This is a genomic window from Streptomyces sp. NPDC043876, assembly GCF_056435825.1.
In genome coordinates this window covers 523483-538133 of the sequence record NZ_JBWKDV010000002.1, presented here as the reverse complement: position 1 = coordinate 538133, position 14651 = coordinate 523483, and the positions used below count along the sequence as shown (strand labels likewise).

Below are 14651 nucleotides of genomic sequence, written 5' to 3'. Positions count from 1 at the left end.
GCGCGGGCCGCACCCCCTCGGAGGGGGTGCGGCCCGCGCTGTGTGCGTCCGTGCGTGCGGAGATCAGACCGCCAGCTCGACGGTGATGTTGCCGCGGGTCGCCTTGGAGTACGGGCAGACCTGGTGGGCCTTCTCGATGAGGTCCTTGGCGGTGGCGGCGTCCACGTTCGGGATGGAGGCCGAGATCTTGACGATGATGCCGAAGCCCTCGTCGTTCTTGCCGATGCCGACCTCGGCGGTGACGGTGGAGCCGGAGATGTCGGCCTTCTCGGTGCGGGCGACGACGCCGAGCGCACCCTGGAAGCAGGCGCTGTAACCGGCGGCGAAGAGCGCCTCCGGGTTGGTGCCGGCGCCGCTGCCGCCCATCTCCTTCGGCGGGTTCACGACGACGTCGAGCTGACCGTCGGTGGTGGCGACGCGGCCGTCACGGCCGTTCTCGGCGGTGGCGACAGCGGTGTAGACGACGTCGGACTGCTGGATCGACATGTAAGGGAATCCTCCTGGTATTTCGCCGCGACTCGCGCCCACGATCGCGGCGGTCTGGGGTGAGCCTAGCGGGTGAAAGAAACGATCATCTTTCCGGTGTTGTCGCCGCGCAGCAGGCCGAGGAACGCGTCGGTGGCGTTCTCGACGCCCTCGATGACGGTCTCGTCGTAGGTCAGCTCGCCGGAGCGCAGCCAGCCGGCCACGTCCTGGACGAACTGCTGCTGCAGGCCGGCGTGGTCGCCGACGAGGATGCCCTGCAGGCGCAGGCGCTTGCCGATGACCAGCGCGAGGTTGCGCGGTCCGGGGGTCGGCTCGGTGGCGTTGTACTGCGCGATCGCGCCGCACAGGGTGGCCCGGCCGTGCACCTTGAGGGAGCTGATGGCGGCTTCGAGGTGGTCGCCGCCGACGTTGTCGAAGTAGACGTCGATGCCCTCGGGGGCGGCCTCCTTCAGCTGCTCGGCGACGGGGCCGTTCTTGTAGTTGAAGGCGGCGTCGAAGCCGTACTTCTCCGTGAGGGTGGTGACCTTCTCGTCCGAACCGGCCGAGCCGATGACCCGGGACGCGCCCTTGATCTTCGCGAACTGGCCGACCAGGCTGCCCACCGCACCGGCGGCGCCGGAGACGAAGACGGAGTCGCCCTCCTTGAAGGAGGCGACCTCGAAGAGGCCCGCGTAGGCGGTCATGCCGGGCATGCCGAGCACGCCCAGGTAGGCGGAGAGCGGGGCGAGCGAGGCGTCCACCTTGACGGCGTGCTTCGCGTCGAACTCCGCGTACTCGCGCCAGCCCAGCCCGTGCAGGACGTGGTCCCCGACCTCGAAGCCCTCGGCGGCGGAGGCGACGACCTCGCCGACCGCGCCGCCGTCCATCGGGGCGTCGAGCTGGAACGGCGGGATGTACGACTTCACGTCGTTCATCCGGCCGCGCATGTACGGGTCCACCGACATGTGGAGGTTGCGGACGAGGATCCGGCCGGGCCCGGGGGTCGCCGACAGCGGTACCTCGCGCAGGGCGAAGTCGGTGGCGACGGGCCAGCCCTGCGGACGGGCGACCAGATGCCACTCGCGGCTGACTGCAGGAATCTCAGACATGAAGCGCTCCCGGGAGAGAAATTACTTAACGACCTGAAACAACCATGCTCCTGGATATTTCATGTTGTCAAGTAAATGGGTACGCTGGTTCCATGCCCAGTCGTCGCACGGACCCCCTGACCCTCGAGGTCGTCGAGCTCATCGGCACCGTCGTGGCCCGCTACCACGAGGAGTACGAGCACGCCGCCGCCAGCCACCAGCTGACCGGCGCCCAAGCGCGCGTCCTCGGTCTCCTGTCCCTCGAACCGATGCCGATGCGCCGGATCGCCCAGAAACTCAAGTGCGAGCCCTCGAACGTGACCGGGATCGTCGACCGGCTGGAGAGCCGCGGCCTGGTGGAACGCCGCCCCGACCCCGCCGACCGGCGGGTCAAGCTCGCCGCCGCCACCGAGGAGGGCCGGCAGACCGCCGACCGCCTGCGCGAGTCGCTCGACTTCGCGCGGGAGCCGCTGGCCGGACTCTCCACGACCGAGCGGACCGCCCTGCGGGACCTGCTCAAGCGGATGCTGGGCTGACCCGGGGGCCCGCCCGGCATCAGCTCAGCACCACCACCAGGGCCAGCACTCGTCCGACGGCGACGGCGACGGGCTCGCCGAGGGCCGCGGCTTCTTGGTGGGCTTCGGCGAATCCGGCCGGCTCTCCGTGGGCTGCGCGGGCCCGGACGGGGCGACGGTCCGGGGCGTGCCGGAGGCGCTCGCCGACGCCCTGACCGAGGCGCTCGCCGAGGGGGACGGGCTCGCGGACCGCGAGGCGCCGGCCGAGGGACTCGCCGAAGCGGATCCGCTGGGCTTCGCCGACGCGCTGGCGGACGGCCGGAGCGCGGCCGCGGTGGACGGGGCCGCGCTCGACAGCGGCTGCTGCGCGCCCGCGCCGTCCTTGAGCATCACGTCGGAGGAGCCCTGCCGGCCGTCGGTGGTGATCCGGGCGATAGCGAAGGTGACGCCGACCGCGAGCACCAGGCCGATGCCCATGGTCAGCGCGGTCCGGCGGCGCCGCCGGTGCACGCGGCGAGCGGCCCCGGGGCGGCGGCTCCCCCGTGCGCCCTCGCCGTGCGGGCCGGAGGGGGCGGGCTCTTCGGCGTGGACGGGACCGTCCGCGTACCCGGGACCTTCCGCGTAGACGGGACCGTCCGCGTAGGGCGGTGCGGCGGGGTGGACGGGCGCGGTCGGGTAGGGATACCCGGGCGCGGCGTCGTACGCCGGCACCCCGGGCGGGGCACCGGGCGGCGGCGCGGCGGGCGCGGGCGCGGTGGTCAGGTACTCGGCCGGGGTTCCGCACCCGGCGCACGCCAGTGCGCCGTTGAGGTGCCTCCGGCAGGCGTGGCAATAGTCCATGGCGCCCGCAGGCTACGTGGTGATCCGCAACATCCGTATCGCGGGGGTGTAAGGATCCTGTGTGCAATTCTGAGGCGCATGGCTGCCGCCCCCGACTCCCGCCCGGCCTCCCGCTTCGGCCCGGAGGCCTTCCAGCTGGTGCTGCTCCGCCGGATGTCCGACTTCCAGCCGGACCTCGCCGACCGGGCACGGATCCGGCTCGGCGCCTCCCTCGCGGAGCAGCGCGAGGCGAACAAGCGGTGGCAGGCGATGGTCCGCTCACCCCGGGCGCGCGGGGCGCTGGCCCGCTACCGCTCGGTGCTGGGCCCGGCCGAGTCGGTGACCCGGCGCACCATCGGCGACCTGGAGTGCGAGGCGCTGCTGTGGCCCGTACCGCTCTGGCCGGACCTGCGCTTCGAGGTGCTGGCCGCGCCGGACGGGGCGGTGTGGAACGAGTGGCTGGTCCGGGCACCCGGGGCGCGGGGGCCCGTACTGGAGACCCTGGACGACCTGCTGCCGTGGTCGGCGACGGTGGACGAGGTGGCGCGGGCCTTCGCGCCGGCCCGCCCGATGGAGGGCACGGCGCCCACCCGGTGGCGGCTGGCGTTCACCGGGCGGGACGGCGCCGGAGCGGCCCGGCCGTGCGTGGCGGAGTTCACCTACGGCCTGCTCCAGCGCACGGAGTACGGGCCGCCCGCAGCTGAGCGCGCGGAGGGGCGCCTCACGTAGCGAGGAAGGCGCGGACCCCGGCCGAGACCCCGTCGTCGCCGAGGAAGTCGTTGTGCTTGAGGCAGCCCGCGTGGGTGTTGAGGGCGCCGGTCAGGGCCACGCTGCCGTCCGGGTTGATGACCTCGTCGCAGGAGGACCAGAAGGTGGCGTACTTCACCGCGCCGGGCGTCTCGTCGCCCTCGGCGAGCTTCTTCTGCACGTAGGAACCGGGGCTCATGTCCCGGCAGGCCTGGTCCCAGATGACGCAGCCCCAGCTGATGTAGGTGCCGTGGTTGGGTCCGGCGAGCGAGATCCAGTGGTCCACGGCGGAGCCGCCGCCGCCGAACTTCACGTACCAGCGGGTGACGAGCGAGCCGAACGAATGGGCCACCACGTCGACCCGGGCGGCGCCGGTCTGGCGGCGGACCTGCTCGACGTACTCCGCGAGGCGGCCCGAGAGCACCTCGTTGACCGACTGGTGGGTGTCGTAGCCCCACGAGAACAGCTCCGCGTCGGCGTACCCGGCGGCGCGCAGGTCCTCGCGCAGGGCGCCCCACACGCCGGGGTCCGCGTTGTACCCGTGGACGAACACCACCGGAGCGTGCGGCTGGGCCCGGACGGCGCCCTGCGCGCCGGCCGGCTCGGCGGCGCGGGCCGGGAGCGGCGCGAGGAGCGCGGGGAAGCAGGCCAGGCAGAGTGTCAGGACGGTCAGGATTCCCTGGCGGGCCGTCAGCATCGGGTGCCCCTTACCTTGTTACGCGCGGGTAGCGCGGAATGTGGGGGCATCGTGTCGCCTGTCGGTACAGAAAACCACCCCCGTGCAGCACCTCCGCGCCCCCTCAGCCCCACCCCGACCGGACCAGCACAACGGGCGATATGCCCGAATTGTCCCGGAAGATACTGATTGAGACCGGTAATCCATCGGTCCCCTTGCATCAGCGCTCTCGGGAGGACCTGCCGTGACCGTCAGTCTTGAGCAGTTGCGCCGCTGCCACGTCGCCGTCGACCTCGGGGCCGCCAGGACCCGCGTCTACGTCAAGGGCGCCGGCCTGGTCGTCGACGAGCCCAGCGTCGCCGCCGTGAACACGCGGACCGGCGCCCTCATCGCCGTCGGCACCTTCGCCGAACGGATGACCGGCCGCACGCCGGACTACATCCGCGTCGTGCGCCCCGTCTCCGGCGGCACCGTCGTCGACATCGAGATGGCCCAGCGGATGCTGCGCCACCTCCTCGGCGAGAAGCTGCGGCGCGCCCTGCGCCGCAAGCCCCGGCTGCGCGCCGCCGCCTGCACCCCGCACGACGCGGACCCGCTGGCCCAGCGCGCGACCGTCGAGACCCTGGTCGGGCTCGGTGCCCGGCGGGTCGAGCTCGTGGACACCCTGATCGCGGCGGCCGTCGGCTGCGGCCTCCCCGTGGAGCAGCCGACCGCGACGATGATCATGGTGTGCGGGGCCGCGGCCACGCAGGTCGCGGTGCTCTCGCTCGGCTCGATCGTCACCGCCCAGCGCATCCCGGTCGGCGGCGAGGCCATCGACCACGCGATCGTCCAGCACCTGCGCCACGCCCACGAACTGATGCTGCCGAGCCAGGCGGTCCGGCCGCTCCAGCTGGCCCTGCACGGCAACGGCATCACCCCCGAGGGCCCCGCCTCCACCCTGATCCACGGCCGGGACGTGGCGACCGGTCTCGCGCGGTCCGTGCACGTGGACACGGCGGCCGTCCGCGACGCCATCCACACCCCGCTGACCGCCGTCCTCGACGGCATCGGCAAGGTGCTCCGGGACTGCCCGCCCGACCTGGTCGCGGACCTGACGGACCGGGGGATCATGATGGTGGGTGGCAGCGCCCGGCTGCCCGGCCTGGACCAGATGCTGCGCGACTCCACCGGAATGCCCGTGCAGATCGCGGAGCGGCCGGACGTGTGCGCCGTACTCGGACTCGGCGCGATGCTCGAAGGGAAGATCACCCCCATGGTTCTGAACCCCTTGGCCGAATGAGCCGGACGAGTCCTGCGGGCCCGGCGGACCGGCCCTCGGCAGACCGGTCCCCGGGCACCGGGGCCGCCGGGGCACCGGAGGAACCCGGGCTGCCGATGCTGCTGGAGGCCGTGCTCAGCGTCGGCTCCGAACTGGAGCTGCACGCCACCCTCCAGCACATCGTCGACTCGGCGTCCGACCTGTGCGCCGCCCGCTACGCGGCGCTCGGCGTCGTCGACCCCGAGCACGGCCGGCTCACCGAGCTGTTCACCGCCGGGATGACCGAGGCGGAACGGAGCGCCATCCCCCGGCTGCCCGACGGCCGCTCGGGCCTGCTGGGCACGCTCATCAGCGATCCCCGCCCGCTCCTGGTCACCGACCTCACCAAGGATCCGCGCGCGGCCGGATTCCCGCCGGGGCACCCGCCGATGCACACCTTCCTCGGCGTCCCCATCCGGGTGCACACCGAGGTCTTCGGCAACCTCTACCTCACCGAGAAGCGCGGCGGCGGCTCCTTCTCGGAGGAGGACCTCGCACTCGTCCGGGTCCTGGCCGCGCAGGCGGGCATAGCGATCGGCAACGCCCGGCTGTACGAGACCGCCCGCCGCCGGGAGCGCTGGATCGAGGGCGCGGCCGCCGTCACCACCACCCTGCTCGCGGGCCGCCCGGCCTCCGACGCCCTGCGGTGCGTGGCCGAACGGGCCCGGATCCTCGCGGACGCGGCGGCCGGAGTGGTGCTCCAGCCGACCCCCGAGGGCGGCATGGAGATCGTGGCCGCCTCCACCGAGGGCGATCCCGGGGACCTGGTCGGCACCGCCATCGCGCCCGGTTCGGCCGTACTGGAGCAGCTGCTGGGCGGCGAGCCCGTCTTCATAGACGATTCGGCGACCGACCCCCGGATGACCACGCACGTCCGGGTGCGGTTCGGGCCGAGCATGATGCTGCCGCTGCAGAGCGGCGGGCAGCTGATCGGCACGCTCGCCCTGCCCCGGCACCGGGGCGGCAAGCCGTACGACGCCGTGGACCGGCTGCTGGCCTCGCAGTTCGCGTCCCAGGCCGCGCTGGCCCTCGTCCTGGCCGACGCGCAGTACGACCGCGAGCAGCTGGCCGTCTACGAGGACCGCGACCGGATCGCCCGGGACCTGCACGACCTGGTGGTCCAGCGGCTGTTCGCGACGGAGATGATGCTGGAGAGCACGCGGCGCCGCTCCTCCACCGCGCCTTCCGGCGACACGGTCGGCGAGGAGCTGAGCCGTGCGGTGGACGAGCTGGACTCGACCATCCAGGAGGTGCGGACCGCCATCTTCGCCCTCCAGCAGCCGCCCACCGACGCGCCGACCACCTTCCGGGGCCGGGTGCTGCGCGAGACCGGCGGCGCGGCGGTCCTCTTCGGCTTCCAGCCGTCGGTGCACTTCACGGGGGCGGTGGACGCGCTGCTCCCGGACCCGGTGGCGGGCGCGCTGCTGGCGGCCCTGCGCGGAGCGCTGGCGGCGGCGCACCGGCGCAGCGAGGTCACGTCGATCGCGGTCGACGTGACGGTGGAGGCGGACGCGGGGCCGGGCACGGTCCGCCTGACGGTGTCGGACGACGGCGTGACGGAGGCGGGCACCCGCGGCACGAACGTGCACTGGGAATCACCGCTCTAGAGGGCCCCACCTCATGGGCGAGTGGCGGCGCGCAACGCGATCCGGGTACTGGACTGGGCGACCCCGGCCTCCCGTTTGAGCCGGCGCAGCAGCGTGTCCAGGGCCGCCGGATCGGCCGCCCTGGCCCGGACGACGTAGTCGTGCGCGCCGGTCACGTGCACCACCTCGGTGATCCCGGGCAGCCGCAGGACCCGCTGCTCGAACTCCTCGTTCGTGGTGTCGGGGCGCAGCGTGACGTCGATGAACACGACGAGGCCGCCCCGGGTGTCGGCCGCCGGGTCCACGACGGTGGTGAAGGCGAGGATCACCCCGTCGCGGCGCATCCGGCGCACCCGGTCGGCGGCGGCGTTGGCACTGAGCCCGACGCGCGCGCCGAGGTCGCGGTACGAGATCCGCGCATCCTGCTGGAGGATGCCGAGGATGTCCCTGTCGAGGCGGTCCATACCGCGATTCTCGCAGCGGGAGCCGATATCGCCGCCCGTCCCGCACCCGGCCCCGCCCATGCTCCCCGCATGAACCCGATGACTCCCGTGCACCACCTCCTGTCCCCCGCCCTCTCCGGAGCGGCGGCCGGCCTGGGCGTGGCGGTGCCGATGGGCGCGATGAGCGTGCTGCTGCTCCAGGAGGCGGTGCGCTCGCGCCGCGCGGCCGTGGCGGGCGCCGCGGGAATCGCGCTGGTCGACTTCGCCTACGCCGCCCTGGCCACCGCCCTCGGCCCCCGCCTCACCGCGTCCCTCGCCCCGGCGGCCCCCTGGATCCGCCTCACCTCCGCCACGATCCTCCTGACCCTCGCCACCCACGGCCTACGCCACCACCCCCGCCCCCCGAAACCCGGCCACCCCGAAGCGGGGGCCACGGGGCCGGGCGCAGCCCGTGCGACCGGCGTAGCCGGGGCGGGGTTCCGGGGCGCAGCGCCCGGTTTCGGGAAGGGGGGCCCCGCAGGGCCCAGCTCCGGCTCCGGATCCGGCACCGCATGCCCGGACCCCGCAGGGCCCGCCGGCGCCACCGCCCCCGGCACCGGCACCGCCACTGCCACTGCCAGCGCCCCCGGCACGGCCCGCAAGGCGTTCATCCGCTACGTCGGGCTCACCGCCGTGAACCCCACCACCGCCCTCTACTTCGTCGCCCTCACCACCGCCCAGGGCACCGCCATCCGCACCGCCCCCGCCGGAGCCGCCTTCGCGGGTGGCGTGCTCCTCGCCTCGCTCCTCTGGCAGCAACTGCTCGCCGCCGTCGGCGCGTTCGCCGGAAGCCGGATCTCCCCCGCCGTCCGGACCTGGACCTTCCGGCTCGGCTACGGCCTGATCGCCGTCTACGCCGTCAAGATCGCCCTCCCCCTCCCCTGACGCCCCCCGACCGCCTACCACCCAGTACGCTGACGCGGTGACGACCCGCCTCTCGGCCCGCGCCGCCATCGCCTCCGTCGCCGACCCCGGCAGTTTCACCGAACTCCCGTCCCCCGAGCGGGAGTCCCGCCCGGACGGCCCGCTCGGCTGGGACGGCTACGACGACTCCCGCGCCCGCGCGGCCACCCGTACCGGCGAGCGGGAGTCCGTCGTCACCGGCACCGCCCGCGTCGGCGGGCGCGAAACCGCCCTGATCTCCTTCGAGTTCGGCTTCCTCGGCGGCTCCCTAGGCGAACGCACCGGCGACCGTCTCGAAGCCGCCTACACCCATGCCCGGACCCACCGCCTCCCCCTCCTCTCCCTGATCGCCACCGGCGGCTCCCGGATGCAGGAGGGCATGCTCGCCCTCACCCAACTCCAGCGCGTGGCGCGCCAGTCCGTCCTGAACCGGGCCGCGGGGCTCCCGCAGATCGCCGTGCTCCGCGACCCGACCACCGGCGGCGGCTGGGCCACCCTCGGCGCGGGCGCGGACGTCGTGCTGGCCCTGCCCGGCGCGCAGGTCGGTTTCGCCGGGTCCCGGGTGCGCCCCGCCGACGCGGACCCGGCGGCCTACACCGCCGAGGGGCAGTTCGCCGCCGGGCACGTGGACGCCGTCGTGCCCGCCGGGGACCTGGCCCGGACCGTCGGCGACTGGCTGCGCCTGCTGGGTGCGCCGCCCCCCGGTCCCGTCGCGCCCCCGGCCGCGCTGGCCGACGTACCGCCTCCGGCGACCGGTTGGGAGGCCGTGCGCCAGGCCCGGCATCCGGACCGGCCGCGCGCCGCCGCGTACCTGGACGCGTACTTCGACCTGCGCCTGCCGCTGTCCGGGGACCGCGCGGGCGGCACCGATCCGGGGATGTTGTGCGGTTTCGGGCTGCGCGCGGGCGGGGCCGTCGCCTACGCCGCCCAGTGCGGCACCGCCACCCGCCCCGCCGGGTACCGCACGGCCGCCCGCGTCATCCGCCTCGCGGACCGGCTCGGCGTGCCGGTGCTGACCCTGATCGACACCCCGGGCGCCGCCAACGACGCGGCGGCCGAACACGCCGGGGCGGGTGCGGCCATCGCGGACACCTTCGCCGCACTGGCGGCGGCCACGGTCCCGGTGACCACCCTGCTGATCGGCGAGGGCGGCTCGGGCGGCGCGCTGGCCCTGGCGGCGCCCGGCAACACCTGGGTCACGCCCGACAGTTACTTCTCCGTCATCGCCCCGGAACTGGCTGCCGCCATCCTCAAGCGCCCCGCCGACCAGGCCGCGGCCACCGCGGACCAGCTCCGCCTGCGCCCCCAGGACCTGGTCGACCTGGGCGTGGCCCGCGGCATCGTCACCCCGAAGCGTTGACGCACCGGCCGCAGCCACCGCCGGAACCGCCCGGCAGCGCCGCCCCAGGAGGCCGCGTGTCACGCACCGCCCACCACGCCGTTTCCCCGGCCGCGCGCCTCCGGCAGGGCTGCCCGCTCACCCTCACCGTCCACGATCTGCGCTTCAGCGCCCGGGCACGCGCCGAGGCCGAGCGGGCGGGCCGCCGCGTCCGGCCGCTGCCCGTCCGCCGCCGGGCCGTGATCCGCCGCCTGCCGCGGCTGATGGGCGACCCCTCGGTCGCCCGCTGGGCCGCCCAGGAGGAACGGCGCGCCCGCGCCCGGCTGCGTACGGCCGTGCGCGCCGCGGTGCGCACACCGGCCGGCGCGGACCACCCCGACGTCCTGCCCGCCCGCCACCGCCGCGCCGCCCTCTGGCTCGCCTGACCGGGCGGGACGGGACACTGCCCGGCGGCTTGCCCCGTCAGGCCTGCGGCGACCTGGCGTCGTAATGGGCGAAGCCGCGCCAGCGCAGGCCCAGCAGCACGAGCACGAGCACGCACGCGAGCCCGCCGCCCGTGATCGCGACCCCCGGCGAGGTGAGCTGGGCGACGGAACCGGTGAGGAAGTCGCCGAGCCGGGGGCCGCCCGCGACGACCACGATGAAGACGCCCTGGAGGCGGCCGCGCATGTCGTCGGGGGTGGCGGCCTGGAGCATCGTCGTCCGGAACACCATCGAGATGGTGTCGGCCCAGCCCGCGAGGCCGAGGAAGAGCAGGCCCAGCCAGAGGTTGCGGGTCAGCCCGAAGACGGCGATGGCCAGGCCCCACGCGGCCACGGAGAGCAGGATGGCCAGCCCGTGCCGCCGGATCCGGCCCTGCCAGCCGGAGAAGAGCCCGCCGAGCAGCGAGCCGACGGCGGGCGCGGCGACGAGCAGTCCGACGGTCTTGGCGTCGCCGCCGTACCAGAGCAGGGCGATGGCCGGGAAGAGCGCCTTGGGCTGGGCGAGCACCATCGCGGCCAGGTCGGAGAAGAAGGTCATCCGGACGTTGGGCCGGGTGCCGAGGAAGCGCAGCCCGTCCAGCACGGAGGCCCGCCCGCCGCCGTCGTCCGTCCGCTCGGGGCGCATGGCGGGCAGCCGCCACATCGCGTAGAGCGCGGCGGAGAAGGCGACGGCGTCGATGAGGTACGCCGCCTGGTAGCCCCACCAGCCGACGATCAGGCCGCCGAGCATCGGGCCCGCCGTGAAGCCGAAGGTGGTGGTCAGCGAGGTGAGCGCGTTGGCGGCCGGCAGCTGCTCCGGGGGCAGCAGCTTGGGGATCATGGCGGAGCGGGCGGGCGAAGTGAGCGCCCCGCAGACCGCCTGCAGGGCGACCACCAGGAAGAGGAACCAGACCCGGTGGAAATCGAGCAGCGCGGCGGTGGCCAGCGCGGCCGACAGGACGGCGGCGGCCGAGGAGCTGTAGAGGCCCAGCTTGCGCCGGTCGAGGGTGTCCGCGATGGCGCCGCCGTAGAGGCCGAAGACGACGAGGGGCACGAGGGAGAAGAGCCCGACGAGCCCGACGTAGAAGCTGGAGCGGGTGATGTCGTAGACCTGGAGCGAGATGGCCAGGGCGGTCATCGCCTGGCCCATCCAGGAGATGGTGCTGCCCGCCCACAGCCGCCGGTAGGGGGCGGAGGTCCGCAAGGGGGTGAGGTCGGCGAATATCCGCCGTCTCGGGCCGCCGGTGGGGCCGTCGGCCGTGCCGTCGGGGGCCGCGTCTTCGGACTGGGTCCGTGGGGTCGTACGAGTCACATCGGATGCTAACCGTCCGCCGCGCCCGGGCTCGATCGAATTCCCGGCCGCGCACCGGCCCGGTGGGCACGCGCCGACCCTCCCGCCCCACCGTCACCCCCCGGCTCCGGGCCCCCGCGCCGAGCCCGCTCCGGCCGCTAACTCGCCACCATCCATGGACAATTGACCGAATCGACGTGCGCTCACCCCTCTCGTTCAGCTCATGATGAAACGACTCGAATGTCCAGGGAGGCGCAGTGATCGAACCTGGCAAGAGCACGAGCACGAGCACGAACGAGAGCACGAGTCCGAGGCCGAGCCCGACCTCGGGCACCCCCGCCCCCACCGTCCCCCTCACGCTCGGTGTCGAGGAGGAGTTCCTCCTCGTCGACGCCCGCACGTTCCGGCTCGTCCCGGCCGCACCTCAGGTCCTCGCCACGGCCGCCGGCGATCCGAACCTGATCCACGCCGAGGGAACCCGCTACCAGGTGGAGATCTCCACCCCGGTCGAGGACTCGGCCGCCGCGCTCCGCGAGGACCTCACCACGCTGCGGCGCAGCCTCGCGAAGGCGGCGCGCGCGCACGGCTGCCGGTTGCTGGCCGGCCCCTCGCCCGTGGTGGCCGTGCCCGGGCCGCTGCACCTGAGCGACGACGATCCGCGCCAGCGCGAGCAGGCCCGCCGCTTCGGCTCGCTCACGCAGACCCTGGTCAGCTGCGGCCGCCACGTCCACGTCGGCACCCTGGACGTCGACACGGCGGTGGCGGTCGCCAACCGGGTCCGGCCCTGGCTGCCCACCCTGATCGCCCTGTCCGCCAACTCGCCCTTCTGGGACGGCCGGGACACCGGGCACGCCAGCTGGCGGGCGATGGCCTGGTCGACCTGGCCCTCGGCCGGGCTGCCCCCGCACTTCGGTTCCACCGCGCACTACCGGCGCTCGGTCCAGGCCCTGCTCAGCTCGGGGGCCGCCCTCGACACCAAGATGGTCTACTGGGACCTCCGGCCGTCCGCGCACTGGCCGACCCTGGAGATCCGGGCCCTCGACATGTCCCCGGACGTCGACGGCGCCGTGCTCCAGGCCGAGCTGGCCCGCGCCCTGGTCGCCACCGCCCTGCGCGAGCTGGCCGAACACCGTCCCGACCCGGTCGTACGGGAGGACGTACTGCGCCTCGCGCGCTGGCGGGCGGCCCACGACGGGCTGGAGGGCTTCGGGCTGGACCCCTATACCGGGGCCGAGGTGCCGGCGGCGGACCTGGCGGAGGCGATGCTGGACCTGATCGCCCCGGAACTGGCGGCGGCGGGCGATCTCGACCACGCGGCCAAGGCCCTGGCCGGACTCCTGCGCGACGGCTCGGGCGCCCAGCGCCAGCGCGCGGCGTACGCCCGCCGGGGCAGCCTGGACGACGTACTGCGGCAGCTGGCCGACGAGACGGAGGACCTCTGACCCCTGTCCCGGGGCCCGGCGCGACCAGCGGGGCCCGGGGCTGGTCCCGGCCCTGGGCGGAGGCCCTGACCAGGGCCGGGACCAGGGGCCTTCGCCACGGCCGGCTTACCCGGCCCGAGGGCGGGTAGGCGCCACCCGCAGGTGCGGCTTTCAGCCAGCGGGAGGACCGATGACCCGGCGAGTGCACGAGGTGATGACCCGGAACCCGGTGACCGTGGAGCAGCTGACCTCCCTGGCGGAGGCGGCGCGCGTGATGCGGGACGCGGGCATCGGGGACGTACTGGTCGTCGGGGACGGGCGGCTGCGCGGGATCCTCACGGACCGCGACATCGTCGTCCGCGCGCTGGCGGAGGGCAGGGATCCCAAGGACACGACCGTGCGGGCGGTGTGCAGCACCGACCCGGTCGTCGTCGGGCCCGACGAGGGCGTGGACCACGCCCTCGACCTCATGCGCCGGCACGCGCTGCGGCGCCTCCCCGTGCAGACCGGCGAGGGCGAACTCGTCGGCATCGTCGCCCTCGGGGACCTGGAGGTCGAACGGGACCCGGGCTCGACCCTGGCCTCCATCTCTGCGGCGGCGCCGGGCACCTGGCGCGGCGAGGCCGGTGCGACGGACACACCCCCCGGCACGCCGTAGCCGTCACGGCGGCAACACTGGTGCGCAACGCACAGGACCACCGGGGCGCCCGCAGGGGTCCTCGGGGGCAGAGACCGGCAAGGAGCCGCACCAGCATGTGGACGTGTGAACAGGTCATCGGCGCCACCCTCGACACCGAGGAGGCGGCCGCCCTCTACCGGGCCTCGACCCTGGCCGAACGACGGCCCGTGGAGGACACCCGGCGCTTCACCCGGATGCTCGCGGGCGCCAACCTCGTCATCGTCGCGCGCGCCGAGGACGGCCGTCTCATCGGCATCTCCCGCTCGATCACGGACGGCGTGTACGCCACCTACCTGAGCGACCTCGCCGTCGACGCGGCGTACCAGGGCCGGGGCGTGGGCCGGGACCTCATCGAGGCCACCCGCCAGGCCGCGCCCGAGGCCGACCTGATCCTGCTCGCGGCCCCGGCGGCCGTGGACTACTACCCGCACGTCGGCTTCACCGCGCACAACTCCGCCTGGACCATGGCCGCTCCGGGCGCCCCTGCCTGACTGCGCCCCGAACACGCCAAAGCCGCAGGTGAGATCGTTTCTTCACCTGCGGCTCGCAGTGGGGCGGGTGGGACTCGAACCCACGGCCGACGGATTATGAGTCCGCTGCTCTAACCGGCTGAGCTACCGCCCCTCGCGGCGCGTCGCGCACATGTGTACGCGCCGTCTGCCGCAGCATAGCCGCTCATACGATCTCCTGCCTCGGATGCCTCGCATGATCGGCTTCGCCTGCCCGCAGAGACCGCGCCGAGGGCTGCCCGGTTCCCGAGCGGGACAAAAAAGAAGAGGACCCACCGGGTCCTCTTCTTCACCGCTCCCCCGACTGGACTCGAACCAGTAACCTGCCGATTAACAGTCGGCTGCTCTGCCAATTGAGCTACAGGGGATC

16 protein-coding genes and 2 tRNA genes are annotated in these 14651 nt (G+C 74.3%); 10 read left to right on the top strand and 8 right to left on the bottom strand.

Features of this window, described 5'->3' with window-relative positions:
• Positions 1 to 63 precede the first annotated feature (63 nt).
• Positions 64 to 486, bottom strand: coding sequence for an organic hydroperoxide resistance protein (locus tag AC0693_RS07535; protein ID WP_356410155.1), 423 nt, complete (start codon positions 484 to 486; stop codon positions 64 to 66).
• A gap of 65 nt (positions 487 to 551) precedes the next feature.
• Positions 552 to 1574, bottom strand: coding sequence for an NADP-dependent oxidoreductase (locus AC0693_RS07530; protein ID WP_356410152.1), 1023 nt, complete (start codon positions 1572 to 1574; stop codon positions 552 to 554).
• A gap of 92 nt (positions 1575 to 1666) precedes the next feature.
• Here AC0693_RS07530 and AC0693_RS07525 point away from each other — a divergent pair, with 92 nt between their 5' ends.
• Positions 1667 to 2089: a MarR family winged helix-turn-helix transcriptional regulator gene (locus tag AC0693_RS07525; protein ID WP_356410149.1), complete on the top strand. Its 423-nt coding sequence runs from the start codon at positions 1667 to 1669 to the stop codon at positions 2087 to 2089.
• A gap of 24 nt (positions 2090 to 2113) precedes the next feature.
• Here the strand turns inward: AC0693_RS07525 and AC0693_RS07520 are convergent, their stop codons facing one another.
• Complete coding sequence (locus AC0693_RS07520; protein ID WP_478801211.1) at positions 2114 to 2908, bottom strand: SCO2400 family protein; 795 nt, start codon at positions 2906 to 2908, stop codon at positions 2114 to 2116.
• Between the two features lie 78 nt (positions 2909 to 2986).
• Between AC0693_RS07520 and AC0693_RS07515 the strand changes: the two genes are divergently transcribed.
• Entirely contained in the window at positions 2987 to 3616 is a 630-nt protein-coding gene (locus AC0693_RS07515) for a hypothetical protein (protein ID WP_478801210.1), read from the top strand.
• On the opposite strand, the gene AC0693_RS07510 is transcribed toward AC0693_RS07515, so the two are convergent.
• Positions 3609 to 4331 (bottom strand): esterase/lipase family protein, encoded by a 723-nt coding sequence (locus AC0693_RS07510; protein ID WP_478801209.1) that lies wholly within the window; start codon positions 4329 to 4331, stop codon positions 3609 to 3611. The genes AC0693_RS07515 and AC0693_RS07510 overlap by 8 nt on opposite strands.
• 223 nt (positions 4332 to 4554) lie before the next feature.
• Between AC0693_RS07510 and AC0693_RS07505 the strand changes: the two genes are divergently transcribed.
• Positions 4555 to 5592 (top strand): rod shape-determining protein, encoded by a 1038-nt coding sequence (locus tag AC0693_RS07505; RefSeq protein ID WP_356410138.1) that lies wholly within the window; start codon positions 4555 to 4557, stop codon positions 5590 to 5592.
• Entirely contained in the window at positions 5589 to 7217 is a 1629-nt protein-coding gene (locus AC0693_RS07500; RefSeq protein ID WP_478801208.1) for a GAF domain-containing protein, read from the top strand. Before AC0693_RS07505 ends, AC0693_RS07500 begins: the two co-directional genes overlap by 4 nt.
• Positions 7218 to 7228: 11 nt before the next feature.
• Here AC0693_RS07500 and AC0693_RS07495 read toward each other — a convergent pair whose 3' ends face one another.
• Positions 7229 to 7660 (bottom strand): Lrp/AsnC family transcriptional regulator, encoded by a 432-nt coding sequence (locus AC0693_RS07495; RefSeq protein ID WP_468463339.1) that lies wholly within the window; start codon positions 7658 to 7660, stop codon positions 7229 to 7231.
• A 69-nt stretch (positions 7661 to 7729) separates the two neighbouring features.
• Between AC0693_RS07495 and AC0693_RS07490 the strand changes: the two genes are divergently transcribed.
• Genes AC0693_RS07490 through AC0693_RS07480 form a run of 3 tightly spaced genes read left to right on the top strand, consistent with a single transcriptional unit; the run spans position 7730 to position 10345 of the window.
• Complete coding sequence (locus tag AC0693_RS07490) at positions 7730 to 8563, top strand: LysE family transporter (RefSeq protein ID WP_478801207.1); 834 nt, start codon at positions 7730 to 7732, stop codon at positions 8561 to 8563.
• Positions 8564 to 8600: 37 nt separating this feature from the next.
• Entirely contained in the window at positions 8601 to 9941 is a 1341-nt protein-coding gene (locus AC0693_RS07485; RefSeq protein ID WP_478801206.1) for a carboxyl transferase domain-containing protein, read from the top strand.
• 56 nt (positions 9942 to 9997) lie between these two features.
• Positions 9998 to 10345, top strand: coding sequence for a hypothetical protein (locus AC0693_RS07480; RefSeq protein WP_478801205.1), 348 nt, complete (start codon positions 9998 to 10000; stop codon positions 10343 to 10345).
• 37 nt (positions 10346 to 10382) lie between these two features.
• Here the strand turns inward: AC0693_RS07480 and AC0693_RS07475 are convergent, their stop codons facing one another.
• Entirely contained in the window at positions 10383 to 11606 is a 1224-nt protein-coding gene (locus AC0693_RS07475; RefSeq protein WP_478801359.1) for an MFS transporter, read from the bottom strand.
• A gap of 323 nt (positions 11607 to 11929) precedes the next feature.
• On the opposite strand from AC0693_RS07475, the gene AC0693_RS07470 reads away from it, so the two are divergent.
• From AC0693_RS07470 to AC0693_RS07460, 3 genes are all read left to right on the top strand, one after another.
• Positions 11930 to 13114: a carboxylate-amine ligase gene (locus AC0693_RS07470; protein ID WP_469335872.1), complete on the top strand. Its 1185-nt coding sequence runs from the start codon at positions 11930 to 11932 to the stop codon at positions 13112 to 13114.
• 169 nt (positions 13115 to 13283) lie between these two features.
• The gene (locus AC0693_RS07465; protein WP_468463334.1) at positions 13284 to 13751 is read left to right on the top strand and encodes a CBS domain-containing protein; all 468 of its coding nucleotides are present in this window, start codon (positions 13284 to 13286) and stop codon (positions 13749 to 13751) included.
• A 95-nt stretch (positions 13752 to 13846) separates the two neighbouring features.
• The gene (locus AC0693_RS07460) at positions 13847 to 14263 is read left to right on the top strand and encodes a GNAT family N-acetyltransferase (protein ID WP_478801204.1); all 417 of its coding nucleotides are present in this window, start codon (positions 13847 to 13849) and stop codon (positions 14261 to 14263) included.
• A gap of 59 nt (positions 14264 to 14322) precedes the next feature.
• Here AC0693_RS07460 and AC0693_RS07455 read toward each other — a convergent pair.
• Positions 14323 to 14396: transfer RNA gene (locus AC0693_RS07455), tRNA-Ile, on the bottom strand.
• A 180-nt stretch (positions 14397 to 14576) separates the two neighbouring features.
• Positions 14577 to 14649: transfer RNA gene (locus AC0693_RS07450), tRNA-Asn, on the bottom strand.
• Between the last annotated feature and the right edge of the window lie 2 nt (positions 14650 to 14651).

Coding starts and splice junctions, on each gene's coding strand:
- AC0693_RS07535 (WP_356410155.1), bottom strand. CDS start 486: ATGTCGATCCAGCAGTCCGACGTCGTCTACACCGCTGTCGCCACCGCC.
- AC0693_RS07530 (WP_356410152.1), bottom strand. CDS start 1,574: ATGTCTGAGATTCCTGCAGTCAGCCGCGAGTGGCATCTGGTCGCCCGT.
- AC0693_RS07525 (WP_356410149.1), top strand. CDS start 1,667: ATGCCCAGTCGTCGCACGGACCCCCTGACCCTCGAGGTCGTCGAGCTC.
- AC0693_RS07520 (WP_478801211.1), bottom strand. CDS start 2,908: ATGGACTATTGCCACGCCTGCCGGAGGCACCTCAACGGCGCACTGGCG.
- AC0693_RS07515 (WP_478801210.1), top strand. CDS start 2,987: ATGGCTGCCGCCCCCGACTCCCGCCCGGCCTCCCGCTTCGGCCCGGAG.
- AC0693_RS07510 (WP_478801209.1), bottom strand. CDS start 4,331: ATGCTGACGGCCCGCCAGGGAATCCTGACCGTCCTGACACTCTGCCTG.
- AC0693_RS07500 (WP_478801208.1), top strand. CDS start 5,589: ATGAGCCGGACGAGTCCTGCGGGCCCGGCGGACCGGCCCTCGGCAGAC.
- AC0693_RS07495 (WP_468463339.1), bottom strand. CDS start 7,660: ATGGACCGCCTCGACAGGGACATCCTCGGCATCCTCCAGCAGGATGCG.
- AC0693_RS07490 (WP_478801207.1), top strand. CDS start 7,730: ATGAACCCGATGACTCCCGTGCACCACCTCCTGTCCCCCGCCCTCTCC.
- AC0693_RS07465 (WP_468463334.1), top strand. CDS start 13,284: ATGACCCGGCGAGTGCACGAGGTGATGACCCGGAACCCGGTGACCGTG.
- AC0693_RS07460 (WP_478801204.1), top strand. CDS start 13,847: ATGTGGACGTGTGAACAGGTCATCGGCGCCACCCTCGACACCGAGGAG.